Source organism: Paenibacillus oceani (genome assembly GCF_014705615.1).
Lineage (GTDB): Bacteria > Bacillota > Bacilli > Paenibacillales > NBRC-103111 > Paenibacillus_AB > Paenibacillus_AB oceani.
Genome location: NZ_JACXJA010000008.1, coordinates 38,765 through 64,580, shown reverse-complemented (window position 1 = coordinate 64,580; position 25,816 = coordinate 38,765). Strand labels below are relative to the sequence as shown.

Annotated in this window: 23 protein-coding genes and 1 riboswitch; of the genes, 4 read left to right on the top strand and 19 right to left on the bottom strand. The window is 56.3% G+C overall.

Annotated elements, in window-relative coordinates:
• Positions 1–196: 196 nt before the first annotated feature.
• Positions 197–1,090 (top strand): AraC family transcriptional regulator, encoded by an 894-nt coding sequence (locus IDH45_RS08715; RefSeq protein WP_190926613.1) that lies wholly within the window; start codon positions 197–199, stop codon positions 1,088–1,090.
• Between the two features lie 28 nt (positions 1,091–1,118).
• On the opposite strand, the gene IDH45_RS08710 is transcribed toward IDH45_RS08715, so the two are convergent.
• The 15 genes from IDH45_RS08710 to IDH45_RS08640 all read right to left on the bottom strand — a co-directional run bounded on the left by IDH45_RS08710 (position 1,119) and on the right by IDH45_RS08640 (position 21,123).
• Positions 1,119–2,156 carry a Gfo/Idh/MocA family protein gene (locus tag IDH45_RS08710; protein WP_223836491.1) on the bottom strand — a complete coding sequence of 346 codons (1,038 nt, stop codon included), beginning with the start codon at positions 2,154–2,156 and terminating at the stop codon, positions 1,119–1,121.
• A gap of 17 nt (positions 2,157–2,173) precedes the next feature.
• Entirely contained in the window at positions 2,174–3,100 is a 927-nt protein-coding gene (locus IDH45_RS08705; protein ID WP_190926612.1) for a carbohydrate ABC transporter permease, read from the bottom strand.
• A gap of 9 nt (positions 3,101–3,109) precedes the next feature.
• On the bottom strand, positions 3,110–4,012 hold the full coding sequence (locus IDH45_RS08700) for a carbohydrate ABC transporter permease (protein ID WP_190926610.1): 903 nt from the start codon (positions 4,010–4,012) through the stop codon (positions 3,110–3,112).
• A 1-nt stretch (position 4,013) separates the two neighbouring features.
• Positions 4,014–6,233 (bottom strand): DUF5696 domain-containing protein, encoded by a 2,220-nt coding sequence (locus IDH45_RS08695; protein ID WP_190926609.1) that lies wholly within the window; start codon positions 6,231–6,233, stop codon positions 4,014–4,016.
• Complete coding sequence (locus IDH45_RS08690; RefSeq protein ID WP_190926607.1) at positions 6,226–6,990, bottom strand: Yip1 family protein; 765 nt, start codon at positions 6,988–6,990, stop codon at positions 6,226–6,228. Before IDH45_RS08690 ends, IDH45_RS08695 begins: the two co-directional genes overlap by 8 nt.
• Entirely contained in the window at positions 6,965–8,401 is a 1,437-nt protein-coding gene (locus IDH45_RS08685) for an NHL repeat-containing protein (RefSeq protein WP_190926605.1), read from the bottom strand. Before IDH45_RS08685 ends, IDH45_RS08690 begins: the two co-directional genes overlap by 26 nt.
• 44 nt (positions 8,402–8,445) lie before the next feature.
• The gene (locus IDH45_RS08680; protein WP_190926604.1) at positions 8,446–9,324 is read right to left on the bottom strand and encodes a carbohydrate ABC transporter permease; all 879 of its coding nucleotides are present in this window, start codon (positions 9,322–9,324) and stop codon (positions 8,446–8,448) included.
• A gap of 3 nt (positions 9,325–9,327) precedes the next feature.
• Entirely contained in the window at positions 9,328–10,284 is a 957-nt protein-coding gene (locus tag IDH45_RS08675; RefSeq protein ID WP_190926772.1) for a carbohydrate ABC transporter permease, read from the bottom strand.
• A 41-nt stretch (positions 10,285–10,325) separates the two neighbouring features.
• Complete coding sequence (locus tag IDH45_RS08670; RefSeq protein WP_190926602.1) at positions 10,326–13,289, bottom strand: extracellular solute-binding protein; 2,964 nt, start codon at positions 13,287–13,289, stop codon at positions 10,326–10,328.
• 93 nt (positions 13,290–13,382) lie between these two features.
• Positions 13,383–14,504: an ABC transporter ATP-binding protein gene (locus tag IDH45_RS08665; protein WP_190926600.1), complete on the bottom strand. Its 1,122-nt coding sequence runs from the start codon at positions 14,502–14,504 to the stop codon at positions 13,383–13,385.
• A gap of 17 nt (positions 14,505–14,521) precedes the next feature.
• Positions 14,522–16,957, bottom strand: a complete 2,436-nt coding sequence (locus tag IDH45_RS08660) for a glycosyl hydrolase family 28-related protein (RefSeq protein WP_190926599.1) — start codon at positions 16,955–16,957, stop codon at positions 14,522–14,524.
• Between the two features lie 76 nt (positions 16,958–17,033).
• Complete coding sequence (locus IDH45_RS08655; protein ID WP_190926597.1) at positions 17,034–18,422, bottom strand: ABC transporter substrate-binding protein; 1,389 nt, start codon at positions 18,420–18,422, stop codon at positions 17,034–17,036.
• A 239-nt stretch (positions 18,423–18,661) separates the two neighbouring features.
• Positions 18,662–19,096: a DUF6376 family protein gene (locus IDH45_RS08650; RefSeq protein ID WP_190926595.1), complete on the bottom strand. Its 435-nt coding sequence runs from the start codon at positions 19,094–19,096 to the stop codon at positions 18,662–18,664.
• A gap of 74 nt (positions 19,097–19,170) precedes the next feature.
• Entirely contained in the window at positions 19,171–20,508 is a 1,338-nt protein-coding gene (locus tag IDH45_RS08645; RefSeq protein WP_190926593.1) for an MFS transporter, read from the bottom strand.
• Between the two features lie 33 nt (positions 20,509–20,541).
• Positions 20,542–21,123 carry a GNAT family N-acetyltransferase gene (locus IDH45_RS08640; protein ID WP_223836489.1) on the bottom strand — a complete coding sequence of 194 codons (582 nt, stop codon included), beginning with the start codon at positions 21,121–21,123 and terminating at the stop codon, positions 20,542–20,544.
• A gap of 232 nt (positions 21,124–21,355) precedes the next feature.
• Here IDH45_RS08640 and yiaK point away from each other — a divergent pair, with 232 nt between their 5' ends.
• The gene (gene yiaK, locus IDH45_RS08635; protein ID WP_190926591.1) at positions 21,356–22,360 is read left to right on the top strand and encodes a 3-dehydro-L-gulonate 2-dehydrogenase; all 1,005 of its coding nucleotides are present in this window, start codon (positions 21,356–21,358) and stop codon (positions 22,358–22,360) included.
• Between the two features lie 51 nt (positions 22,361–22,411).
• Here yiaK and IDH45_RS08630 read toward each other — a convergent pair whose 3' ends face one another.
• Genes IDH45_RS08630 through IDH45_RS08615 form a run of 4 tightly spaced genes read right to left on the bottom strand, consistent with a single transcriptional unit; the run spans position 22,412 to position 24,719 of the window.
• A complete protein-coding gene (locus IDH45_RS08630; protein ID WP_190926590.1) occupies positions 22,412–22,810 on the bottom strand; it encodes a hypothetical protein in 399 nt (132 codons plus the stop codon).
• Between the two features lie 38 nt (positions 22,811–22,848).
• Entirely contained in the window at positions 22,849–23,652 is an 804-nt protein-coding gene (locus IDH45_RS08625) for a PP2C family serine/threonine-protein phosphatase (protein ID WP_190926588.1), read from the bottom strand.
• Between the two features lie 38 nt (positions 23,653–23,690).
• Positions 23,691–24,185 carry a metallophosphoesterase family protein gene (locus IDH45_RS08620; RefSeq protein ID WP_190926586.1) on the bottom strand — a complete coding sequence of 165 codons (495 nt, stop codon included), beginning with the start codon at positions 24,183–24,185 and terminating at the stop codon, positions 23,691–23,693.
• Positions 24,186–24,203: 18 nt separating this feature from the next.
• Positions 24,204–24,719 carry a mismatch-specific DNA-glycosylase gene (locus IDH45_RS08615; protein WP_190926584.1) on the bottom strand — a complete coding sequence of 172 codons (516 nt, stop codon included), beginning with the start codon at positions 24,717–24,719 and terminating at the stop codon, positions 24,204–24,206.
• Positions 24,720–24,928: 209 nt separating this feature from the next.
• Positions 24,929–25,027: riboswitch (guanidine-I (ykkC/yxkD leader) on the top strand.
• An 83-nt stretch (positions 25,028–25,110) separates the two neighbouring features.
• Between IDH45_RS08615 and IDH45_RS08610 the strand changes: the two genes are divergently transcribed.
• Together IDH45_RS08610 and IDH45_RS08605 are read left to right on the top strand one after the other, a co-directional pair.
• On the top strand, positions 25,111–25,455 hold the full coding sequence (locus IDH45_RS08610) for a DMT family transporter (protein ID WP_317891174.1): 345 nt from the start codon (positions 25,111–25,113) through the stop codon (positions 25,453–25,455).
• A complete protein-coding gene (locus tag IDH45_RS08605) occupies positions 25,452–25,766 on the top strand; it encodes a DMT family transporter (protein ID WP_190926582.1) in 315 nt (104 codons plus the stop codon). Before IDH45_RS08610 ends, IDH45_RS08605 begins: the two co-directional genes overlap by 4 nt.
• The last annotated feature ends 50 nt before the right edge of the window (positions 25,767–25,816 follow it).

Sequence of the window (25,816 nt, the reverse complement as noted above, 5' to 3'; positions counted from 1 at the left end):
AACGTAATCATACCTTGGAATCCGATAGCCATCTTTAGACGATGGAGCTTCTTTTTTGCACAAGGTTTTGTACAATCATTCGATTCATTTGCACTTTCTTCCGGCTCGTAATCATTTTTGCAATGGAAGAGGAATTTGCCGATAAATGTGGAAATGAAGAAAAAAAACGTTTTCAGCGGAAGGGGCCATTTCGCCGATGCGATTCCCGCGTTACGAAATCCGAGAAGAACTACACATTCGCAAGTTGATCTCGTGCTACTATTTCGAACTGTCCAAAAACTACAAATATGCCGGCGAGAAGCATGATTTCTGGGAAATATTTTACGTCGACAAAGGGGAGATCGAGCTGGATACGGACTCCGGCCACTTCTGCTTGAAGCAGGGCAATCTGCTCTTTCATGAGCCCGACGAATTTCACAGCCCGCGCAGCAACGGCAAAGTATCCCCCAACGTGTTCGTCGTGACGTTCGAATGCGATTCCGAGCCGATGTCGTTTTTTTTGCGCAACAAAATGTTTCATCTGTCCGATAAGGAACGGTTTGTACTCGCCCAGCTGATCGAGGAAGGGTGGAACTCGTTCGGCCCGAATCCGACGGGCAGCGGACGCATCCTGACCCCCCGCGAAAACGCGCCCTTCGGAAGCGAGCAACTGTTCAAAGTGCATCTCGAGACGCTGCTCATCCACCTGATCCGCTCCGGTCACGCCGACAAGGAGCCTCCGGCCGCTCCCGTTCCGCGCGAGAAGCAGGAAATCGGGATGGCCGACAAGATCATCACCTACATGAACGAGCATATCGGCGAAAATTTGACGCTGGACCAGCTATGCGACCATTTTGCGATCGGACGTACGCAAATCAGCATTATGTTCAAAAAACGGGTCGGCTGCGGCGTCATGGAATATTTGAACCAGCTCAAGATCGACCGGGCGAAAATGTATATCCGCGAGGATGTTTACAATTTGACGGAAATTTCCGAGCTGCTCGGCTACAGCAGCGTCCACTACTTTTCCCGGCATTTCAAGAAGTCGACCGATATGACGCCTTCCGAATATGCCAAGACGCTGTCCGGGGGGTACCGGATTATCAAGTAAACCGGCTCTCTCCGGGACAGCGCCCCCGTTACATCAAAATAATTTCCCGGTGACTTCGCTGCGACTCGTAAGATCCAAGGATAATTCCAAGCGATCGTTTTCCGTCGTGTCCCGTTACGACGGGCGGCCGGTCTTCCCGTATGGCAAGCGCCATATCGCGGATTTGAGCGGCATGTCCGTCCGGCACGACGGAGAACGGCTCGAAAGCGGGGATGTGCACCGTTTCCCCGATCACATCCAGCGCCGTAATCTCGTCGCCGGTCAGCTCAATCGTCCCTTTGTCCCCGTGAATGACGATCCGGTGGTCCGGCTGCTTGTAGGCCGTCGTCGTTGCTTCGATCGAACCGAGCGCCCCGTTCTTGAACTGCATCGAGACGACGGCCGTATCCTCCACTTCGATATCGCGCAAAATGTTCCGGGCGTAACCGTGCAGCGTCTCGACCGGCCCGGCCAGCCATTGCAGCAGATCGATCGTATGAATGCCCTGGTTCATCATCGCCCCGCCGCCGTCCATCGCCCACGTCCCCCTCCATCCGGCGCTGTCGTAATAGGCCTGGTCCCGGTAAAACTTGACATAGCCGGTACATAGGCTCAGCCGTCCAAGCTTGCCTTCATCGAGCAGCTTCTTGACGAACTGCGAAGCCGGCGACATGCGCCTGGGAAAGATCGTCGCCAGCTTGACGCCCATCACCTCGCAAGCTTCGATCATCCGGTCGGCATCCGACAGCGAGATCGCCATCGGTTTCTCGACGATGACATGTTTGCCCGCCTCCGCCGCCTGGATCGTCTGTTCGGCATGCATGCCGCTCGGCGTGCACAAGCAGACCGTCTCCACGTTCGGGTCGGCGAGCAGCTTGCCGTAATCGGTATACGCTTTAACCCCGTATTTGCTGCCGTATTCTTCCGCCCGGCTCTCGTTTGCGTCGCAAACGGCAGCCAATTCCGCTTCGGGAGCCCGCTCGATCCCGATAAAATGGCTGAACGAAATGCCTCCGCAGCCGACGACGGCAAATTTCACCTTGCCTCTCTCCATACCCATCGTTTTACCCTCGATTCTACGATTCATTTGAATGTCCTCATTCCCTATTCCACCAGACCGGTCCGCTCGACCCCTTCGACAAACCATCGCTGGGCGATCATGTAGACGATCAGCGGCGGCATAATGATCAGAAAGCTGGCCGCCATCCGGATCGTTTCGTTCAGATCGAAGCTGCCGCCCTCGGCATCCGGGTACAGTCCCGTCAATACTTTGTTCAGGCTGTACAAGCTGAGCGACAGCGGCATATCGTTGCCCCCGAGCATCATCCCGGTGATGAACGTCTCGTTCCAATGCCAGACGAAGGAAAACAGGAATACGACGACGATCGCCGGCTTCGCCAGCGGGATCATCACCCGCCAGTACACCCGGAACGGTCCGGCGCCGTCGATCAGCGCGGCATCCTCCAGCTCTTTGGGCAGCGTCATGAAAAACTGACGGAATATAATGACGAACAGCGCTCCCCGGATGCCGTGCCCGAGCAGGGCGGGCAAGATAATGCCCCAATGGGTGCCGAGCAGTCCCAAATTTTTGAACAGGACGTACAGCGGAATAATCAGCGTTTGCGGTGGGATCAGGAAGCTGAAAATAAGCAGCGCGAACAAAATATTTTTGCCCGGAAACTTCAGTCTGGCGAACGCATAACCGGCGAGCGAGCAAAATAACACTTGCCCGATCGCCGAGCTGCCGGACAAAAGCAGCGAGTTTTTGAGCGCTTCGGGAAATTTCAGCCCCTCCCACGCCAGTCTCAGATTGCTCCATTCGAACGATGTCGGCACCCACCGGATCGTCGGATCGAGCAGATCGGCCGTCGTCTTGAACATCGTCGACAGCATATACAGAAACGGCGTCAAATACATCAGCGCGATGTCCAGCAGAACGAGATACAAGATGACGAGCACGATCATTCCTTTCCGTTCCCGGTCGCCGAGCAGCAAGGTGCGCGCCCGGTCCGCCCAATGTCTCCCTATCATGGCGCTCCCCTACCTTTCCCCGGAATAATGAACGAATCTGCGCGACAGCCCCAGCACCACCAGCAGCAGGGCGAACACGACGGAGAAATAAATCCAGCCTTGCGCGCTGGCGTAGCCGTAGCCGAGATTAGGCGCGGACATATTCGTAACGATCATGTTCAGCACCGGATTGAGCAGAGGCACCGTGAACATGTCGACGACCGTATAGATGACGTTAAGCAGGATGAACGGAGTCAGCGCGGGAAGCGTAATTTTCCAGAACATCTCCCAGGCCGTCGCCCCGTCGATCAGCGACGCTTCGTACACACTGGAGCCGATCGTCTGCAAGCCGGCCAGGTAGATCAGAATTTGCACGCCCGAGTACCAGAGAATGACGACGAACAAATTCAGCACGGTTAAGATCGGGTCGGCCCAAAAGGTCGGCACGTTGGCCGAGACGAAGCCGGCGATATCGTAATTGTTCAGCATGTCGAGACTTCCGGCCTTCTGGTTGAATATTTCCGATAACACCTGTCCCGTGCTGAAGATGACCGGAAGGAAAAAGATCGCGCGGAACGACATCCGGCCGCGAAACTTCATATTCAGCAAAATCGCCACGAACAAGGAAAACAGGACGATAATCGGGATGACGAGCATCGTATTTTTGACGATATTGATCAGTGCCGTGACGAACGTATTGTCCGACAAAAAAGCGTATGAGTAGTTCTCCCAGCCCTTGTATTCGAACTTCATCCCGTCTCCCGTAAAGCGGACTTTCTGAAAGCTCATGTACAGGGAAAATCCGAGCGGGAACAGGACGAACAATCCAAGCCCGACGAGCCACGGGATGAGAAACAGATAGCCGGATATCGCCTGCTGCGTCTCGATCGAAAGCCGGGAACGTTTGTTGCGCGTTGCTTGCGCCGGTAACATCTTATCCCCCCAAGCCGCTGTAGACGGCAAAGTTTTGAGCCAGCACGCTGACGCCTTTGCCGGCATACGGCGTGTCGTTGTAATTGACGACGATGGAAGTCCCGTTCTCATAACGGGTTTCGAAGACGCCTGGCGCCAGCTCCCGGTGATCTGTAATAAAGACGCTGCGAACCGGACCTAACGCTTCGTTCCACCTTTTGTATTCGGTTGCGATCGTTTCTTTCCATTCGTCATACTTGCTGCTGAGGATAAACTCGCCCGACGTCTTGCGCAAGGTTACCGGATCTTCATAAGTCAGCAAATATTGCGGAAGCGCGCCGAATTCGATCGAGCGCAGCCGTTCGGACGTCCCCGTCTCCCGCATATTCCCCCAGCCCCCGGAATAATCGACCAGACCGTGGATCGCGACCGGCAGAAACGGGACGGACTTCGTCGCAACGAGATCGTAGCTCGCTCCGAGCGGAAGCCTCTGGATGAAGTCGGTACTGCCCAGCAAATAACCGCTGCCTTCCGACGTGCCGGCCGAACCGAGCCGCTCCTTGGCCAGCGCCAGCAGCTTCCGGTAATCCGCCACCGCATCAGCCCGGGAGGCGCGGTGGCTCGCGCGATAGTCGGAGTAGACGCTCTCCAGACCGGTAAAGGATAGTCCGTCGATGCCGAGCGCTTCGTACTTCCCGACCTGTTCGCCGAACAGCCGGAGCGCGACGGCTGCAGGGTTCACATATTCGTTCTCGCCCAGCCATTTGCTGAACGGGGCCTTGTTGTTAATGTCTTTCATCGCATCGCGCGAGACGACGAAGCTGTCGTTTTGCCGCGAGCGGGTATAGTCCGCCTGCAAATAGACACGGTCGCCCAGCCGCTGCGCTTCCCGGATGAAGGCGGTCAAGCCTTGATTGCCGCCCAGCTCTTTCTCCGCAGGCGATACTTCGGGAAGAACGCTCCGGTCTCCGCCCGCCGACCAGCCGGCGTACAGTACGTGGATCGGGCCGATTCCCGCCCTGTGCAGCCCTTGTAAAATGTCGCCGCCTTGACTGAACGTAGTGGCAGGGACGAATCTCGGCGAGAACAGCCCTTTCTCTTCTGCGCCTCCGTACAAGGTCAGCAGCAGCGGCAACGCTTCGGAAACCGGCTTGATCCGGTTCATCCCTTCGGATTCAATCAAATAGTTGCGATAATCCGCAGCCATTCCGGCATAATCCGCCTGGTCGCCCGATTGGAAATAATACCGGATGCGCCTGTTGTCGGCGGTCCTCGTCTTCTCGACCGTCTTGTAGCCTGCCCCGAGCTTGCTCGTCTGGCGGAAATACTCGTTCCTGTACACGAACTGCGGGGCGATCCAATGGTAGGACGTATACAATCCCGCAGGAGTGGCGTGTACGGTCGACGTGTATTCCCCCTCTTCGACGATCGCGACGAACGAATGCGAATCCCGCTTCATCCCGAACGCCGGGATGATCGAATTCGATCCCGGCTGGCCCGGGATCGCCCGGTCGCTGCCATACAACTTGGCGGATACGCGGGAGAGCAGCTGATGCTCCTGCTTCATCGGGACGATGGCGCCCATCTCCAGCGGCACGAGCATATAGCCGTCCTGTTCGATGTCGCCTTTCTGCGCCGCGCCAAAAAACGGGAACGGCCAGATCGACACGACCTGTTTGGCCGTCTTCTCGACGATGCCGCTATCCGGAATCGTTACCTCCACGTAGTCGTCCTTTAAGCGGATTTCGGTCTTGAATTCGATGCCCAGCGTCTGCAAGTCAAACGTAATATTCGCACCGCCGGCCGCCGGCTCGACCGTCGTTTTCGTTTTGGCGTCGCTCAGATTGGCGGTCTGGATCAGGACGCCGGTCGTTTGCTTCGAGCTGTCCGCATAATCCAGCAAAAACGGCGAATCGGCGTTGCTCTTCCAGATCCCCCTCAAGTCCCGCTCCTTGGACGTATCGGGGTCGCTCTGCCAGACGAAACGTCCGCCCGGCTTGTCGAACACCCGGATATGCCCGGCATCGTTTACGTGAAGTTCCAGCTTGCTGTTCTCCGCGACTACCCGGTAGCTGGCAGGCTCGTATTCCATCCTTGCGAAGGAAGCGGGATTCGCCGCAGCCGCCGGTTCGCCCCCGTTCTCCGGCGCCGCCGGGCCGAACGGCCCGCCGAATACTACGATATATACGGCGACGGCCAACACCGCGGCTATAAGCATCCCCGTAGCAGCACGTCTAACCACGGTACGACACCTCCTTCACAATCTGGGAGACGAAGTCGTACAGCTGGAACGTAAGTCCTGCCAGAATAAACAGCAGTATCCAGATGGCGATCATAAACAGCACGGACAGGACGACATTAAGCACCGTCTCCCCGATGTCGTAGTTATGGATTTCTTTCGCCATGACGAAAAATAAGAACAGCGTCCAACACACCATCGCCACATTGCCGAAATCGTATACGACCCTCTCGTTCAGCGTTAAAATGTTGGACAAAATCGCGAGCGGCAAAGAGAGGAGCAGAAACGGCATCAGCGCATAAGCGCTGCCGACAAACACCTCGGTCCAGCGGCCCTGGCCTTTCATAATCGAGCCGATCAAATAATTGGCGAACACCCAGGTAACCCACGGCAGCAGCGATTGCAGCAGCAAAGTCAGCGGGTTCACCATATCGTCGCCCGACGGGTTAAACAAATAAGAAGTCGCCAGCTGCGACAGCACATGTACCGAGTAGCCGGACGCCAGCAGCAGCACCGCCGCCCACATGCTGCCTTCGGGACGATAGCGGATTTCCCAGAACACTTCGAAAGGGTGCTTCAGCACCCGAAGCGATTGCTTGAGCTGATAGCCGACATCCCTGGCCAGCTGCGCCCAGAAGCCGGACGATAGAAGGTCCGGTGTGTAACCCGATGCTCGGAACAGGGCAACGGACGGTATACGGAACGGAAATCTTCTCCGCTTCGCTTCGTTGTGGTCAGGCTGCAGATTCAATGCGTTCACCGTCCTTCCTTCGGGCCCGTTTCGTTTTCAGCTTCCATCCGGCATATGCGATCAGCAGCACGACTGCCCCGATAGCCGCCATTTGCGTAAAATGCCGCTGCATCCAGAGCAGCCGCAACTGCCAGAAAGCGTCGGAATATCCTCCGGTATCGCCGCCTTCCCGGAACGCCCACATCGCCTCGGCATATTCTCCGTTTTTGTAATACGATTTGGCCAGACCGAGATGCGCCCTGACGTATTTGCTGTTCAGATGCAGCACTTCCCGCCACGGGCCTTCGCTTTCGTCATAATGCCCCTGCAGGTGCAGATCCGTCGCCTTCTGGACGAGCGCTCCGAATTCGGTACGCTTGAACGTCTGGATCATATGGGCCGTCCGGTCCAGCACGTACAACGTTCCCGCCGAGTCGACCGCCAGCGCGGACGGATATTGGAACAGCCCGAGCTTGCCGTAGCCTTCGTCCTTGCTGCCGAATGCAAACATCAGCTCTCCCGCCGAGTTGTATTGGAACAGCAAACCGAACAACGCGTCGACGGCGGTCATATTGCCGAGAGAATCGACCACTACGTCGGTAAATTGCTTTTGCTGGCCGGCCAGCAGCCGTTTGACGCCGTAGTTTTGCTCGCCGAGCAGATCTTTGCCGTCGTAGTTCAGCTTTTTGATTTGCCCTCTCGTCACCTTCATCGAGGTCGTGTATAACAGGCCGTCCGAGCCTGCCGTGACGTTGGAGACGGTGCCGGGCAGCTTGAGCAGCTCCTTTTGCATTTGCTCCTTCGTAAAAAATACGCGTTTCAGCGCGTCGGACATTTGGAAATCGACCTTGTTCGCGCCGAAAAATCCTTCAAACGCTCCGTCCTGATCAAGCAGCAGCAGTCCCTGATATCCGTTGCGCGTCGCGACGTACATATATCCCCGCTCGTCGACGACGAGCTTGGTAGGCTCGAACACGAAATCCGGCGGGATCATCGGAGCTTGCGGCCTGCCGATGGAACGTAGGAAACCGCCTGTCTCTTCGAATACGGCGATTCGCTGATTTTTCGTATCCGCGACGTAAATCGTCCCGTCCGGACTGACGAACACGCCGCCCGGCTCGTTCAGCTTGCCGGTCCCTTCCGGCTGGATGACGCGTCGGGTCTCGCCCCGCAAGTCCATCTGCACGATCCGGTTATTTCCCGTATCGGCTACGAACAGCCGGTCCTTGGCATCGATGAACAAATCTTCGGGATTTTTCAATCCGCCGTGAAAAAACGTCTCCGGCACATAGGCCGGCTGAACCGGGATTTCCCGGCCGCTCAAGTCGTAAATAAACGTTCCGTACGGCACTTCGGCGCGCGCGCTTGCGCCGCTCCCCAATCCGCAGACCACGAGCGCGAGCAGCGCAAGCAAGCTTCGTCTGACTAACTTCCCACTCATCGCTCTTTCCATCCCCTTTCCTGTATTCCCGCTGCCTGTGCCGGTCATTTCAGTCCGGAGTGCGCCATCGTCGAGATGACCTTGCGCTGGAGGAAGAGGAACAGCACGAAGCTCGGAACGAACATGAGCAGCCCGGCTGCTGCAGCCACGCCTTGACGGGCTACGTTATTGGCAAGTCCGCTCGTCATCGAGCTGACATAAAACGGCAATGTTTTCATCGTCTCGTCCTCGATATACAGCGTCGACGCCTCCATATTGCCCCACGACGACTGGAACAGCAAAATGCCCGCCGTCGCCACCGCCGGCATGCACAGTGGCAGGATGATCCGGCCGAACAAAACAAACTCGCTCGCTCCTTCCATCCGCGCAGCCTCCAGCAGCTCATCCGGCAGCAGATCGATGAATTGCTTGAACAGAAACACGATGACCGGCAGTGCAATCACCGGCAAAATATGCGCCCAATACGTGTTCATAATGCCCAGCGTGCTGATCACATAATATCGCGGTATTTGCACCGTCTCCGGTGCGAACATCAGGGAGACGATAATCACCGAGAACATCCACTTTTTGCCGATAAACTGATGTTTGGACAAAGCGTACGCGCACATCGCGCAAAGGAGCGCTCCGAGAATAATCGTAGCCAGGGAGACGATCACCCCGTTGAAAATATAACGGCTGACAGGCACGATTGCCGTTTTGGTGACAAGGAGCAGGTCGTAAAAATTATCAAGCGTCGGCTGCCTCGCCAGAAAGGTCGGCGGGTACAAAAACAGCTCGTGATACGGCTTCAGCGCGTGATTGAACAAATACACCATCGGCAGCAGCATAAAGACGGCCAGCAGCGTAAGCAGCGCCGTCAGCACCCACTGGAATGCGGTAGTCCGGTGCAACCTCCGGCGTCTTCGGAACGGAATCATCGCCATATGTTACTCCCCCTTCGAGCCGAACAGCTTCCAGCACAGCTTGCTGGACAAATAGATGATGATCAGCAGAACGACGGATATCGCCGATGCATACCCCATCTCATAGCGGATAAACCCGTAATCGTCGATATGGTTGATCATTAAGTGCCCCGCATAATTGGGAGACGGGTTCGAGCCGGTCAGCTCGACGCTGATCGAGCCCGCTTTCAGCGTGCCTACCACCGCCATAACCGCCCCGAACAGCATCTGCGGCTTCATCGCAGGTATCGTAATGTACCAGATCTCCTGCAGCCTGGAACGGATTCCGTCGATCCGCCCCGCCTCGTAGAGCAGCTTGTCGACGTTCTGGATGCCGGCCAGCATCGCCAGAAAACCGACGCCCATGCTGGCCCATAACGAGACGACGATCATAATCTTCATAATGTACTCCGGCGACGTGGTCCACAGCTTCGGCTCGTTGATGTAACCGATCGACAGCAGAAAGTTGTTCAGATAACCGATCCGGTCGCCGCTGAACAAGATGAGCCATACGACCGACATGGCGATTCCGGCGGTCATCGACGGCGCGTACATAGCCAGCGTATAAAACGCCCGGATTTTGTCCGGCAGCTGGGCGATCAGCCAAGCGAGCATAAACGAAAGCACGTAGCCGACCGGGCCTACGATCAGGGCGAACAAAAACGTATTCGGCAGCGCATACTGCCAGAAGACAAGATCCTGTGTAAACAACACCTGGTAATTAAACAGTCCGACAAAGGTTGGCGGCTCGATGGCGTTAAAGCTCGTAAAGGAGAGCACAATCGCCGCCACCGTCGGCAGCGCGATAAACAGCACGAACAGCAGGAAGAAGGGGCTTACGAACAAATAGGATACCCAGCTCTTCCTCAATTCGGAAAGCAGACTGCGCCATTTCTCCTGAATGAAAACGGCCCGGCGTCCGCCCAACCCTGTGCCTGTCATTGACGGAACCACCTGCGGACCGCCTTGTTGTGAACGAATCGTCATCGTTTGCCCGCCTCCTCCCATGGTATCGTCACATCGGGCACTCGCAGTTTTCGCACCGTATTCCCCTGATCGTTTACGAAGCCGAATTCCCGCTGCTTGCGTTTCAGCTCGCTGTCGATCTGGAACACCGCTTTTTCGAGCATTTCCCGGTAGTTGCCGTTTTGCAGCACCGTCCGCGTCCAGGCAAACGTCAGCTCGCGTGAAGTGAAGTACCCGCCCGGCACGTTCGGCACTTCCTTGTACCACTTCCACTGGCTAAGAATCGTATCTCGGTCTTTCTCCGGCCAAGGCAGCGTCTGAAAGGCCGCCACATTCGCCGTATTCCAGCGAAACTCGACGCCGTTCTGCAGCTCGATCTCGTTGCCGAACCGGGACTGCGTCTCCGTCGACGTCCACCATTTCAGAAACTCCCAGGAATCGTTCTGCCGCTTCGACGACTTGAAGATCATCCCGGACGTCATGTTGCCGCCCGACCAGCGGGCTACGGTCCCGTCCTGCTGCTTCATGCCGGGAATCGGCGCGATCTCCCAGGAGCCCGCCAGCTCCGGCGCGGCCACAAGCAGCTGCATGTAGGCGTTGTAATCGGCGATCCCGACAGGCATATCGCCGCGGCGGAAATGCATATAAAAGCTCGGAACCTCGGTCGGAAATCCGTATACCGTAAACAGCTCCGTCCACATCTTGAACGAGTTGAACGCCTCCCTCGAGTTCAAGGCGGAGCTTAACCCATCATTTGTATAAAAGGACGCACCGTTCTGCAAGAAGAGCGGCACATAATTTTGCCTGGCGAAAAAGAAATCGTACCCTTTCTGCTGCAGCGTCGGCAGCATTTTGTACATGTCGTCCCACGTGTCCGGCGGCTTTAAGCCGATCCGCTGCAAAATATCGGTGCGGTAAAACAGCACGTTCAGCGCAACCGTCTCGGGCAGCGCATAAACGCTGCCGTCATACGTGAACGGGATCAGCGTACCCGGTACGAACCGCGGAGCCATGGCCGCATAGTCCGGAAAGTCGCTCAGCTTCGTCAAAGAGCCGCGCATCGCGAAATCGACCGGAGTGCCTTCGGCGATCCCGAGCGCCACATCCGGCTCGCGTCCCGCGGAGTTGCTCAGGATGAGCTGTCCGGGGTTCGGCATCAGATTAATGTTGACCTTGATTCCCGTCTTCGCTGTGAATGATTCGTCCGCCAGCTGCTGCATCAGCGCTACGTAATCACGCCCCCGGTTGACCCATACGTCGATTCCGTCCGGATCGCGGCGGCCGTAATAATGGTAGTCCGGCGAGAACGTACGGAAAAAGTTTTGCACCAGATCGCCCAGAACGGCCAGCGTACCCGGCGGCTTGGCAGGCTGTTCCGGGGACGAGGTAACGTAGATCCGGTCGAGCGTCAGCGGCTGCCGGGCCAATGCGTCGATAAACATCGTCATTTTCTCCAGGTTTTGCGCATGCAGCTCGGGCGGCCGCTTCGACAGCAGATCCGGCTGTGCAGCCATCTTACGCAGATCGAAGATGACCGAGCGCAGCCCTTCCGCCCCCTGCAGCGAATTGCCGTACAGCTGCTGGAGCTTGTCGACCTGCTGCTGCAGACGGTCGGCGAGCGAGCCCACCTGCGCCTCGATGCCCGGCATCGATTCCGACAAGTTCCAATCCCGGTTCTGATCCACCATGCTGCGGTTTTTGACGCCGGTCACCATCGCCACTTGACGGTTCAACTCCTGATACGCATCGACAATCGCCTGGATCGATTCGCGGATCGGGGTAGTCGGGGACGAATCGGCTGTCAGTCCCAGCGTGTGGCTTCCTTTGGTCAGATAGATCGCGTATGGCTTCCCTTGATCATCCTTCAGGTGGTCCACGTTCCAGTTGCGCGAATACGGAAACGGATACGATTGCAGTTCGAGGAACGGCACTTCGCCGTCGATGCGGATTTCCCGGAAACTGATCGCGTCCTTCGTAAAGTTTTGCAAATATTTGAAATGGATATAGTACAGACCGTCGCTGGGAACGTCGAACGTCCATTCCGCCGATTGCCCGCCCCTGCTCCATCGGTAGCCGCCCATCGTATTGTAGATCATCTTGCCGTTTGAAGCGGGAGCGGCAAGGTTGTCGTTGCTTGCCTGCACCTGTACGGACGGGTCCGATTTGGCGCTCATCTGTTCCGCTTCCAGTACGGATGTCCAGCCGGGCTGGACGTTATCCGGCAGCGACTGCCAGCTTGCCGCGACTTGCTCGTAGGCCGGCAATTGGCGGGGAGCCCTGACGGCCAACTCCGCCAACGCGAACGGCTCCAGCACCGATTCCAGCCGGATCGTATGCTTGCCCTTGGACAGCTTCCAGCGAAGCGGACCCGGGCTAGATAATTTGGAGTCCGTCAGCGGCCGCACGCTCCATTCGGACGTTTCCTGCTGCGACGGACGGATCTGATCCCCGTGCTCATTGACGGCAGGCGGATACACCGATTCCGTCCACGTGCGCGGCAATTGGATGTTTCTCGCCTCCGCAAAAGGAAATGCACCGTCGATTTTCACCCCGATCTGAACGGGGCCAAGCGTCCCTTCCAGCGGCAAAACCGTCAAATCGATCGTATATAAGCCGTCCTGCGGCACGTCGATCTCGAATTCGGCCCAATCCTTGGATTGCATAAATTGGAGCACGCCCGTTTTGCCCAGCAAGCGGTCCGACCGGACCGAGACGCCGGAAGACGCCGCCGAGAAGCGGTTAGCCGCTGCACGGGGGGCGTCGGCTAGCGCATCCTTCCACCCTTTCTCGATCCACTCGAGAAGCGTCTGCGAGTATAACGACGCATACGCTTCGGACAACCGTTCGACCGGCGGTCTGACCGTACGGCCGTCTTGCCGGGAATCGGCTGCGGTGCCGCCGGCGAACAGGCTGCCGCACGGCACCAGGAGCAGCGCTCCCGCCAGCGCGAGCTTCACGGCACTTCCAGATTTCGTTCCCATCGACAATCCTCTCCACCCTTGTGCCTTATGAAGCAGCTCCCCTATAGCGGGGCCGATTTACGGCATTCTCCGCTTTCTTGTCAGGGGAACCTCTTAAACGATCAACTGCTGTGTGTCCCGATTGAAAAACAGCGTGTAGTTCGGATTAAACGTTAAAAGGAGCTTCGTCCCTTCTGCGACCCGATCGTAAGCGGCTGCTCTGGCCACGATTTTGTCGTCGCCGGCCTTCACGCGGATAAACCGGTCCGCCCCGACCAGCTCGCTGAAATAAGCTTCTCCGCGGATCGGCGCCTCCCCGGGCTGGCTCTCGCCGGCATCCGCTTCCTGCCATTGCACATATTCGGCCCGGATGCCGAGCACGACCGCTTTATCCAGATACCCCATCTCCAGCAGCCGCCTGCTCTTCTCCAGAGACACCGGCAGCGCGAAGCGGGGCGTATCGAAGATGAGACCGCCGCTCTTGCCCGGCTTCAGCCGTCCGTCCATAAAATTGATCGGCGGCGAACCGATAAAGTTCGCCACGAACATATTGGCCGGACGCATATATACTTCTTCCGGCACACCCACCTGCTGGATGACGCCGTCCTTCATAATGCAGATCCGGCTTCCCATCGTCATCGCTTCCGTCTGATCGTGGGTGACGTAGATCATCGTCGTCCCCAGTCTCCGGTGCAGCTCGACGATCTCCGTCCTCATCTGCACGCGCAGACGGGCGTCGAGGTTGGACAGCGGCTCGTCCATAAGGAATACTTGCGGGTGCCGGACGATCGCCCTCCCCAGTGCGACGCGCTGACGCTGGCCGCCGGACAGCTGCCGGGGCTTCCGCTCCAGCAGATGCTCGATTTCTAGCGTCCGTGCGTTTTGCTTCACCGACGAATCGATCAGATGCTTCTCCGTTTTGCGGAGCCGCAAGCCGAACGCCATATTTTCTAAGACGCTCATATTCGGATACAGCGCATAGTTTTGAAACACCATCGCGATATCTCTCCGCTTCGGAGGCACATGATTCATCAGCTCGTCGCCGATATAGATTTCGCCTTGGCTTACCCGCTCCAGACCGGCCACCATGCGCAGCGTCGTTGATTTCCCGCAGCCGGACGGTCCGACGAATACCATAAATTCCCCGTCCTCGATATCCAGACAAACGTCCTTTACGACATACGGGCTGTTTTTGCCATACGTTTTATACAGATTGCGCAGGGATACTCCTGCCATAGGGAGCGACTCCTTCCTTACACGTTGATGATGCCGAAATCCCGCATCGCCTGCTTCAGCGCGTTCAGCTCCGTTTCGAGCTGGCCGACGGACAGCCCCGACGTATCGGCGATAGCGGGCAGCTTACCGGTATGGCCGAACGGCTCGTATACCGGCGGAACGTACAGTACGGCGCTGGGAGACGCCACGGCGACGGAGAGCGGCGCGTTGATCCGGAGCTCGTTGCCGGCGATCCGGTTAATCCGGCGCGTCTGGTCTCCTGTGGCAATCTTGATCCATTGCCCGACCCGAAGCTGGGACGAATCGTTCACCGTTACTTTGTACGAGCCCGCCGTCCCGGTCGCCGTTACGCCGGTTAGAGTACCGAACGTGCCCCCGTTCAAGATGCGGTAGCCCGCCGGTGTCAGACCCGGAACGATAGTACTGCCTGTCGCCAGCACGACGGTCCCCGGCTGATACGTCGTGCCTGCCGGCAGCAGCGGGTCGTCGAAAGCGCGATCCGTAAATTTCAGATGTTTCTCGGCGCTGTTCGTACGAACCGAGGCGTGCAGATCGAGCCATAAGCCGCCTTGAACCGACGTAATGACATTGTCGGTCACTTCCACGTCCGCAAAGGATCCGTCTGCGGCGTTCAGCCGGATCGAGTACAGACCGCGCGACGTCGCATACGTTTCGCGGATCGTATTGCCGGATATTTTCGCTCCGGCCACGGTCGAACGAAGCAGAATCGCCGCTTTGTACGCTTCGTTGCCCGCCGGATAATGACCCGCGTTGACGATCATATTGTCCGTAATCTGAATGTTCGACATCGTGCCGAACTTCGGCGTATTGCCGATATGGATCGCCGCGATTGGCGCGTTTTTAATGATATTGCCCGCGATGACGATATGTTTGACGTCGGTTTCGCGGACGAAGCCGATGCCGTAGCAGAATCCCTCCAGCACGTTATCCCGCTTGACGAACTCCTCCTCGCAGATGATCGTATTGCCGGTTATCGCAATGTTCTCGAACGTTCCCGTGTGATCCGGGGGCAACGCGCCGGGGAACGCCCCGATCCCGACCATCATGCTGCGCTGCTGTCTCGCGTTGGCCAGACTGACCGTATTGCCCGTTACCGTCACATTTTTGAGCGAATACTGCTTATACGGCCAAAACTGGATCGCATGCACGGCGTTCGTAAACGTGTTGCCCGAGACGGTAATGTCCGCCCCGTCGCCGCTCGTCTCGCTCGACTGGATATGGACGCCGGTAACGTAACCGTCCGAGACGTTGCCCGAGACGACGCTTTTGCCGCTGTGCGTCTCGATGGCGCCCATCGCTTTCTCTCCGGGAGCGGCATAGAAGCGGCAATTCGTGACGACATGCGACCAGCCGTTCATATAAACGGCCGAATTATCGTAACCGTCATAGCCTCTCGCGTGGATGAAGCGGAACGTGCAGTTGTTGACGATCGCGTTGCGCGAAGCGGCATTGTTAAGCACGACCGTATTCCAGCCGCAGATCGGATCGAAGGTGCAATCCTCGATCGCGATGTTTTCGTAATTGAACAGGCTGATGCAAAATTGCGTCCAATAGTAATCCGTCCGGCGATGATCAATATTGCACGTCGTATTGCCGCCCGGATTTTGATCGAACTTCAGACCGCGGATCGATACGTTGCTCACCTTCGGCCAAGTCTGGAAATTGCCGAAAATCGTCCAATAGTCGCCGGCGTCGTCCTTCACCTTAATGACCGAGTTCGTCCCTTCGCCGAGCAGATGCACGTTGCTTTTCGGGACGATCCGCCGCGTCTGCAGCAGCGGGGAGACGATGTACGTGCCTTTCGGAAAATAAACCGTCCCGCCGCCCAGCGCATAAACGACGTCGATCGCCGCCTGAATCACGTCCAGATCGTCGGTAACTCCGTCGCCCTTCGCTCCGAACCATCTGACATTATAACGGCCGTCCTCGACAATCCGCTTGAAGCGGGCTCCGGAGGAGGAGACGACCACAAGCCCCGTATTGTCCGCCGACGTGGTGTCGGACGGATCGTACAGCAACGAGCCTTCCATCCCGGAATCGGTCATATAATAAACCACGTCGGAGCTGGGAGCGCTTAAGGCGCGCAGCTCAGCAAGCGTCGTTTTTACAAAATCGCAGCAGGCCAGCTCCTGCGGGGGAACCGGGGGTTTCGGAGGTTTCGGCGGCCTCGGGTTGATCCGGCTATCCCCGTATACGGCATCGATTACATCCGGGTCGTCCTTCCCGCCTCTGCCGGCACTAGCCATTCCATATGTCGTGCCGTATACGACGGCGGCGGCGCCCGCCGCCCCGATCGAGGCGAGCAGCCTGCGCCGGCTCAGCTTCTGCGCCGCGATATGGCCGGGGTCCGTCCAATCGGCGTTCTCCTTCGTGAACGCCTCCTGCTGCAGCTTCTCCGGTTGATCCTTACTGTGGCGATCGGCTTGGCTCATGATCGTTCCTCCTCCAGAATCGGTTGAAAGATCGGCGAACGGCTCCGTTTCATGGGAACCGTCCGCTCGTACCGCTTTACTTCTTCTTGCTTGCGTAGAAATCGTCGATCCGCTTCTGCACTTCTTTGTTGACATGGTCCATCATTTCTTTGGCCGTAATTTTGCCGGCCTGGAAGTCCGGGAACAGCTTCCTGTATTCGGTGTCGTAAGCTACCGGGAACTGCGGAATCCATTTTTTCGCTTGAGCGTTAATCTCAAGGAACACTTTCAGATCCGGATCGTTTTTGCTTTGCTCCGTCAAAAATTTGCTCGTTTTCATTGGCGTCAGTAAGCCAAGCCGGTTATACAACGATTCCGCCCCCTCCTCCGAAGAGGTCATCCATTTGATGAACGTCCACGCGGCGTCCTTGTTCTTGCCGGCCTTCACGATCGCAAGGTTGGAGCCGCCGTTCCACATGCTCGCCTGAGGAGCCGGAAGCACTGTAATATCCAGATCGGGCTTCGCCTTGCGGAAATCTTTCACCTGATTGGACGTGACGACCATCATCGCCTGTTTCTCCGCCACGAACGGATGCGTGTTTTTCGGCAGCTGGGCTTTGAGCTGGGTGTACGCCTGCTGGTTGATCGTGTCCCGGTTGAATTTGTACAGCCAGTCGAGCGCGTCGACGATTTTCGGATCGTTGAAATTGACTTTTTTCGTCTCCGGATTCCAGAACGTGGACGGGTCGGCTCCGTTCAAGTAAGCGACGAAGAACAGCCCGGACAGGATGCCGTAATAAAACAGCGGATTTTCACCTGTCATTTCGTATTCGCCGTTTTTCATGATCCAGAACTTTTTGAAAAATTCGTCGGTATCCTTAAGTCCTTGCAGCTTCGGAATTGCTTTTTCCCCGTATTGGCTCATAATTTTGTTGTTGACGATCAGGGCGTACGTCGGATTCGAGTACATCGGGAGACCGTATTGGCCTTTCTCGAATTGCGGGATCTCGTAAAGAACTTGATGGAACAAGCTTTCCGGCTTGTAATCGGGATCTTTCTTGATATAAGGCGTCAATTCCTCAAACAGCCCGTCCATAATCCAGTTCGCTTCCAGACGGTTGTTCGTCGCCACGTTCGGCGGGTTGCCGGCGGCAATCATCGGCTCCAGCGGACCGAGCACCGGTTTCACCGAAATGTTCGGATACTTTTTGTTGAAGTCGGCGATCATGTTTTTGATGTCAGCTTCGGGCCAAGTCGTGTTCGGGTATTGCCAGATAACCTCGCCCTTGAGCGATGCCGGATCTTCGGCTTTCGGCTTAACCGTCTCCGGCGTCGTTCCCGCCGGCGGTGCCGCTTCCTTGCCCGCTCCGCCGCAGGCCGACATGAGGAGGGTTACCAGCATTACCGCGATCAGACCGATCATGGAAAAGCTTCTTCGTGCTGCGTTGTTCATCTTTTTCTCAGACTCCTTTGTGATAAGGTTCATGCTCTCCCTCTTTTCGCAAACGCTTACAACTCGCGTTGTTACCGTAATTTTATCGCGGGAGCCGGGCGAAAAGCTTTGGAGGATAAATCGTTCTTTTTGCACTTCGTGTTGGATAATCGTTCATTTTTTTTGCACTCCGGCACTCGGCCGGGAAACATAGAAAAGAACCCTGCCTATACAGGTCAGGGTTCGCTCAGGTTAGATGGGATAAGCTTCCGGCAGCAGGTGCGCAGCAATCGCTACGGCTGCAAATTTTGGATCATGTCCATCGTTTCGTTAATTTTATTGATGGTCTGGACGATATTGGAATTTTGCAGACTGGTAACGCCATTTTGGATTTGCGCCAAATAACCGTTAATATCGGTCAGCAGCGTATCGTTCAGTCCGACAAGCTTCTCATGAATCGTCTTCGCAAAAGCCGGAGCCTCGATTCCTTTAAACTCCGTGATCCGCGCCTTCATCGCTTCCAGTTCCTGTGTCAGCTTCTCCTTCGCCTCCGTGCTGGCGGCCGCCTGCTGCGCAAGCTCCTGGACCGAGCCGCCGAACTGCGAGGCTTCCTGGATAAAGGTGCCGGCTTCTTTCGTATAATCCAACGACTGATTCACGCTGTCCAGCAAGGAGCAGCCGGAGAGGACGCCTAGTATAAGTGAAAATAACAGCAGTCTTTTGAACATTTCTCACCCTCCTGTCTACGTTACACGGTTCTCACTGTTGTATACGTAACACTTGGAGAATGGTTTTATTTTTTTCACATCGCCCGCTCTTCCGTCCGAACCGCCCGCACCGACTGAATGAACAAACAGCTGACGAATGCGATAAGCGTCATCCAGAACCCGTACATCAGCAATTGATGAATGCCGGTCATCGTTTCGGGCGCCTTGGTTAGAAACGCCCCCATCAGTGTAGTGCCGACAGCCGCACCGATGTTGCGTGAGAAAAACTGCATCGAGGTCGATATGCCTTTCTGATGAGGACCGACAAGCTCCTGAGCGCCGATCGTCGTTACGGTAAAAATAAGGCCGAATGCCAAACCTTCTACGAACATGAATGAAAAAACGTACCAAAATCCGCTGTTCTCGTTCAGGAAAACAGCCAGGATTCCACATCCGACCAACAGCGCGTTGCCGTAGATCAGCAGCTTGCGGTACCCGTACTTGATGACCCAGCGTCCGGCCGGCACCGAGACGAGCATCCAGCCGATCGCTTCGCCAAGCAGCGGAAGCCCGCTTTCGAACAAGCTGTACCCGCCCACTTCCTGCATAAACAGCGGGACGTAGCTGGAGGTGCCGAATAACGAAGCGCAGGCGAGAAACGAATTCGCGATCATCCACGCCACGTTGCGGTTGCGGAATAACGTCATCGGGATAAGCGGCGACGGATGCTTCCTCTCCCAAGCGACAAATCCGATCAACAGGATTATCCCGCCCGCAGCATAGATGACCAGGTTCGTTTCGACAACCGTCAGAAGCAGCAGCAGGCTGATGCTCCCTGTAAATAACGCCGCCCCCCAATAATCGATCTGAGCGCGCTTCGGCTCATATTTTTCCTTATACGGGATAAGCAGCAGCAACGCCAATAGACAAACCGGGATGTTCACGTAGAAAATCCATCTCCAGCTCGCATATTCCACGAATACGGCACCGAGAAGCGGCGCAATGACGGCGGAAATGCCCCACATGCCGGAGAACAGCGCCTGTACCGTCCCCCGCTTCTCTACGGTCAGCAGATCGCCTGCAATGATCGCCGGAAACGGGTTCATAATGCCGGCTCCGATCCCCTGAACGGCGCGGAACAGCACCAGCTGCAGCATCGTATCCGCACTGCCGCACAACGTCGAGCCGATCAGGAAGACGGCAATGCCGGTGGCGAACACTTTTTTCCGTCCGAATATATCCGAGAGCCGACCTGCAATCGGGGTCAGCACCGTAGAAGTAATCATATAAGCGACGAAGCTCCACGCGTACAGCTCGAATCCGCCCAGTTCCTTAACGATATGGGGAACGGTCGTGTTCGTAATCGTCGAATCGATCGAAGAAACCAGCACAGCCAAGACGATGCTGGCCATAACAAACCATTTGCTTTTCATGTTAGACCTCATTCCAATAACGCCAATTCCAGCTTATGTTGCGCGGCCGGTATCGATCGTTCTGTTCAGCAGCTGTCCGATCATCCGCCAGCCTTCTTCGCATTTCTCGTTCTCAAATACCGGGATAAATCCGTAGTTCAAGTACATGCCTACCGCTTTATAACTTGTCGTTTGCGTCGTTAGATACGCCTGCTCGTGAAACCTCGCCATCGTTCTCAGCGCCTGCGACAGCAGCGGCTTCGACAGCTTCTTGCCCTGATGCTCGGGGACGACCGCTACCCAATGAATCCGGCCGATGACCGCCCCTTGAAACTCTCCGTACCAAGCCGTAGTCGTCCCGATCGGGTCGCCGTGTTCATCTGTAATGAACAGGCAGCGCTCCTCCATCCCGGCAAGATGTTCGCCAAATTCTTTGCGGAAATGTTGAAGCGCTTCCTCTTCGGTTTTGAATTCCCCGGCGGCCCATTCGATCCGCGCCCAAGCCGTCTCGTCCCCACGTCTGAATGTGCGCATCCCGTAACCGGCAGGCAGCGGCGCGTCCGGAAGCTCTGCTAAATTCGGACGCTGCATTGTAAGCGGAATATACGGAATCGCTTCAGGTCGTTCTTGGTTCATCTTCTAGCACACTCCGTTCTCTGATTAGCTTCTACGATATATTGTCGTATAGTTTGGTTGCGGAAATCTTATCCGTTCGGATTACTCCTCGCAGCTCATCTTGCGGGTCACTGCCTCTTCCCTCGCCCCGTCGCTTCATACGAAATGGTTCCTTCCTCTCTACTCCGCCCCGATAGTCTGGTATACTTATCGTGCATCGGAAACTATCAACGTGACTAAGGAGCTGGTCCTCATGCGTATTCCGTTCGAACAAATGACCGAACGATTTCGTTCTGTGCTGATCAAAAACGGCTTTACCCCCGAGCGGGCCGGGCTCTGCGCGCGCCTGTTCGCCGAGGCGAGCCGGGACGGCGTTTATTCCCACGGCTTGAACCGTTTTCCGCTATTCATCGATTATATCCGGAAGGGCTATGTTCAGCCAGGAGCGGAACCGGAGCTGCTGGAGCGGATCGGTATCGTAGAAAGATGGGACGGCCGATCCGGTCCCGGCAACCTGAACGCCCACTTCTCGATGGGAAGGGCGGTCGAGCTCGCGCAGGAACACGGGATCGGCTGCGTGGCGATCCGCAACACGAACCATTGGATGCGTGCGGGCAGCTACGGCTGGCAAGCGGCGGAGGCCGGTTGCGTCGGCATATGCTGGACGAATACAATCCCGAACATGCCTCCGTGGGGCAGCAAGGATAATAAGCTAGGCAACAATCCCGTCGTCATCGCCGTGCCCCGCGAAGAAGGACCGGTCGTGCTGGATATTGCCATGTCCCAATTTTCCTACGGCAAGATGAGTATCCACGCCAAAAGCGGCGAGCCTCTTCCCGTAGACGGCGGCTTCGACCGCAACGGCAATGCGACGAGAGATGCGGCCGCTATTATGGAGACCCGCAGAGCGATGCCGATCGGTTTCTGGAAAGGCTCGGCCTTGTCGTTCGTACTCGATCTGGTCGTTACGATGTTGTCCGGAGGAAACTCCTCAATGGATATGGGCAAGCTCGGTGCGGAACGCAACCTCTCCCAGCTGTTTCTCGCGATCGATACGCGCAAGCTGCCGGATCAAAGCGCGCTTCGCGATAAAATCAACGAGATGATCGAAGATTTGCATCAGGCGACTCCTGACGAAGGCGGCGGCAAAGCCCGCTACCCTGGCGAAGAGACGCTGCGGGTCCGCGAGCGAAATGAGAGAGACGGTATTCCGGTCGACGAAGCGATGTGGCAGTGCGTATTGGAGCTGGACGCCTAATCTTCGGACCGCGGAGCCGGACAGCGGCTTTTAAACCCTTGCCGCGAATCGTTACATATCCAGCGCCACGTCCCATTTGCCGAATAACGCGATCACCTGCATCAGATCGTGATGGATCGGAATAATAAACCGCATCTTGCCCAGCGGGAACAACCCGCTCCGGTTATGGAGCGTCGCCTGCTTCACATATACGTTGTAATGCGGGGGGCCGTCTGACTCTTGAACGATTTCTTGCTGGGAAGCCTGCTTGTTTACGAACCGCAGATTCGACGATTGCTTCGATTCGAAGGGCGTAATGCTGACAATATCGCTTAAATGCAAATAATAATTCGCATGAGGCTTGTGAAGCACCACTTCTTTCGTCGAGACCGTGATGCCGAACAGCCTCTTTTTGTGCGACAGCTTTAATTCGCCCTCCAGCGGCTTCAGCTTAATGAAGTCCGGGTTCATCCGCGTCTCCTCCTCCGCTGTTTTCTTCGGAACCACTATCAGAAACGAAACAGAACCGCGGAACGGTCGTCGGGGCGCATTTGCTTCGCCTGCTCGGCCGCTTCCACCTGTTCGACGTAACGGTCAAAGCCCAGTTCCAGCAGCAGCTCCATCGTTTTGTCCAGCGAATAGTCCGGATGGAACATGCCGTCGGAGATGAGTAGCAGATGCGTCAGCCCTTCTGCCGGTACGAGACCGGTTTGGATGTAATCGGCCGCTTCCGTCATCCCGTTGGCGACGCCATATCCTTCCGGCGTGTTGGCCATGCCCCGATGATACGCCATCCGGTTGTTCAATTCGGCGAAAAAGCTTTCCTCTTCAACGTGAAGCCCGTTCTGGCGGTCTCTCTCGCGCTTCGCTTTCGCTCTTGCGCTAATTCCATTTACCCGGTTTTCCGTCAGCACCTTGACGCTGCCGTCCGCATAACGGGCAACCGCCATACTGTCGCCGAGCTGGGCGTATCGAATCCCTTCTCCCATAACCTGAGCGACGGACAAACAGGTCGACCACAATTCATGCTTAATCCGGATGTCGACTCCGTACGATACCATCTTGCGGTTCAGCTCGCGGTTCGCTTCGGCGATCGCTTCCGTCAAGCTTCCTTCGATATGTTCTCTCTCCAGCGCGGCTTTGAATAAATTGGCGGCGAGATAAGCTCCGTTATGACCGTTCTCGTCGGTAAAAGATGCCATCGGCGTAACTCCGTCAAGCACTCCATAGATGCCGCAGGACGGATTGAGAATCAGTGCGTCTTCTCCCTCACGTTTTTGCGGACTCGGCTTCGAATAGTGAACAATTTCCATGATAGCGCCTCTTCTCTAGAATGTGATGTCAGCTTCGCTTACGAAAAAAAATGGTGCTCTGCGGTAAACTCCCCGTCACGAATATGGATCAGGCCGTACGAGTACAACGGCTGACGCCGCTTGTCCGTCGGTGAACCGGGATTAAACAGCAGCACGCAACCCGCTTGCTCCTTCAGCGGAATATGGGAATGACCAAATACGACGATATCCGGCGGATCTTCGAGAAACGCCCGTCTCGCCCGCTCGGGCGTCGTTCGCCCCGGCCCTTCGTGGCCGTGCACGATGCCGATCCGGATGCCCTCGTAGACCGCGACGCGCTTCATGCCGAAATGCCGGATGATCTCTTCGCCGTCGCCGTTGCCGGCTACCCCTTGCACCGGAGCGATTCTGGACAGCTCCTCATATACGTCCAGCGTCATCCAGTCGCCCGCATGCAGGATCGCGTCTGCCCGGCGCAACCCTTCGATCAGATCGGGAGGCAGCTTGCGGCTGCGCCCGGTCAAGTGCGTGTCGGATACAATCCCGATGATCAAAACGCGTCCCGCCTTTCCTTACCCCGTGCTATCCTTCAAATAAACCGTCAGTTGGCGAAAAATGGCCGTAATCTCTTCGGATCTCATGCGAACCAGGCCGCTGGACGACGGGGCGACAAACTCCACGACGTTCGGAACGACCGATTCCGGTTGCGGTCCCCATTCGATTCCGGTCCTTCCGCTATACTGCTCGTATACACCTTTGCCGACGAAACATGCAACCTTGGGCCGGTAACGCTGGATCGTCTCCATCAGCCTCAAGCGTCCGGCCTTGTATTCTTCCTTCGTAATCTCGGCCGCCGTCTTCGTCGGACGCGCGACGATATTCGTGAACCCGTAACCGAGCTTCAGCAGGTCACCGTCTTCCTCCGGCTTATACTTGCGCGGGGTGAGTCCGGCTTCATGGATCAGTTTCCAGAACCGGTTGCTCGGATTCGCGTAATGATGACCGGTTTCGGAGGAACGTACGCTCGGATTGTAACCGATGAACAGGATCGATAAGCCATAGTCCAAATGATCGGGAATCGGTTTCACGTTCGCTGCCGCCTCCTCTGCCGTCTTAGGCCGGATAAATTCATTCTATTATACCACAATGAACCACGGTTGATTGAAATAAAAGCAAGAAGCTTCACTGAAAGAATGTCTAAAGGCAAGTCCGTTTGGCATGAACAGGAAAGGACGATATTCCTTCCATTGTTCTATTGAACTTCCCCCGGAAGTGTGTATAATGAGAAGCAAGTTCATATTAAGTTTTCTAGGGTTCCGCAGCTTCGTCTGGTCTGGTCCGAGGGAAAACTCGCAGCTTCACCGCTGTGTCACGGAAGGATAAAATCCTGGGAGAATAACTGCATTCGAATTTCGAATGCGGTTATCTCCCGGGTTTTTTGTTTTTCTGGTCCATACAACCACAAGGAGGCGAACCAACATGAACATGAACTGGGTCAAAGTATTTGTAGCCGCTTTTTTTGAAGTATTTTGGGTGATCGGATTGAAGCATGCGGACAGCGCGCCGGAATGGGCCGGGACGATCGTCGCGATTATCGTCAGCTTTTATATGATGATCATGGCCGGGCGTCATCTTCCGGTCGGCACCGTGTACGCCGTTTTTGTCGGGATGGGAACCGCAGGCACCGTGCTTTCCGAAATCCTTTTTTTCGGCGAGCCGTTTAAAGCGGCCAAAATGATCTTGATCGTCGTGTTATTGGCGGGAGTCATCGGATTGAAGCTGGTAACGGGCGACAGTAAAGAGAAAGGAGCGGATGCCGCATGAACTGGGTATTTCTGATTCTTGCCGGAATTTTTGAGATGTTCGGCGTTGCGATGATCAACAAACTGCACAAAGATCGCAATGCGCCCGCTTTTCTGCTCATGACCGCCGGTTTTGGAGCCAGCTTCATCTTTCTCGCGATCGCCATGACTACGCTGCCGATGGGGACGGCGTATGCGATCTGGACCGGAATCGGAGCTTCGGGAGGGGCGATTCTCGGAATGATGCTGTACGGGGAGCCGAAAAACTTCAAACGGATCTTATTTATTACAATGGTGCTGGGTGCGGCTGTCGGACTGAAGCTGGTGTCGTAACGAAGCGTTCCGGGACATAAAAAGTCCGGAGCTGCCGCGACAATCGGCAG

Excerpts from the sequence above, each read along its gene's own strand:
- IDH45_RS08715 (WP_190926613.1), top strand. The coding sequence starts at position 197 with ATGCGATTCCCGCGTTACGAAATCCGAGAAGAACTACACATTCGCAAG.
- IDH45_RS08710 (WP_223836491.1), bottom strand. The coding sequence starts at position 2,156 with ATGAATCGTAGAATCGAGGGTAAAACGATGGGTATGGAGAGAGGCAAG.
- IDH45_RS08705 (WP_190926612.1), bottom strand. The coding sequence starts at position 3,100 with ATGATAGGGAGACATTGGGCGGACCGGGCGCGCACCTTGCTGCTCGGC.
- IDH45_RS08700 (WP_190926610.1), bottom strand. The coding sequence starts at position 4,012 with ATGTTACCGGCGCAAGCAACGCGCAACAAACGTTCCCGGCTTTCGATC.
- IDH45_RS08685 (WP_190926605.1), bottom strand. The coding sequence starts at position 8,401 with ATGAGTGGGAAGTTAGTCAGACGAAGCTTGCTTGCGCTGCTCGCGCTC.
- IDH45_RS08680 (WP_190926604.1), bottom strand. The coding sequence starts at position 9,324 with ATGGCGATGATTCCGTTCCGAAGACGCCGGAGGTTGCACCGGACTACC.
- IDH45_RS08675 (WP_190926772.1), bottom strand. The coding sequence starts at position 10,284 with ATGACAGGCACAGGGTTGGGCGGACGCCGGGCCGTTTTCATTCAGGAG.
- IDH45_RS08670 (WP_190926602.1), bottom strand. The coding sequence starts at position 13,289 with ATGGGAACGAAATCTGGAAGTGCCGTGAAGCTCGCGCTGGCGGGAGCG.
- IDH45_RS08665 (WP_190926600.1), bottom strand. The coding sequence starts at position 14,504 with ATGGCAGGAGTATCCCTGCGCAATCTGTATAAAACGTATGGCAAAAAC.
- IDH45_RS08660 (WP_190926599.1), bottom strand. The coding sequence starts at position 16,957 with ATGAGCCAAGCCGATCGCCACAGTAAGGATCAACCGGAGAAGCTGCAG.
- IDH45_RS08655 (WP_190926597.1), bottom strand. The coding sequence starts at position 18,422 with ATGAACCTTATCACAAAGGAGTCTGAGAAAAAGATGAACAACGCAGCA.
- IDH45_RS08650 (WP_190926595.1), bottom strand. The coding sequence starts at position 19,096 with ATGTTCAAAAGACTGCTGTTATTTTCACTTATACTAGGCGTCCTCTCC.
- IDH45_RS08645 (WP_190926593.1), bottom strand. The coding sequence starts at position 20,508 with ATGAAAAGCAAATGGTTTGTTATGGCCAGCATCGTCTTGGCTGTGCTG.
- IDH45_RS08640 (WP_223836489.1), bottom strand. The coding sequence starts at position 21,123 with ATGAACCAAGAACGACCTGAAGCGATTCCGTATATTCCGCTTACAATG.
- yiaK (WP_190926591.1), top strand. The coding sequence starts at position 21,356 with ATGCGTATTCCGTTCGAACAAATGACCGAACGATTTCGTTCTGTGCTG.
- IDH45_RS08630 (WP_190926590.1), bottom strand. The coding sequence starts at position 22,810 with ATGAACCCGGACTTCATTAAGCTGAAGCCGCTGGAGGGCGAATTAAAG.
- IDH45_RS08625 (WP_190926588.1), bottom strand. The coding sequence starts at position 23,652 with ATGGAAATTGTTCACTATTCGAAGCCGAGTCCGCAAAAACGTGAGGGA.
- IDH45_RS08610 (WP_317891174.1), top strand. The coding sequence starts at position 25,111 with ATGAACATGAACTGGGTCAAAGTATTTGTAGCCGCTTTTTTTGAAGTA.
- IDH45_RS08605 (WP_190926582.1), top strand. The coding sequence starts at position 25,452 with ATGAACTGGGTATTTCTGATTCTTGCCGGAATTTTTGAGATGTTCGGC.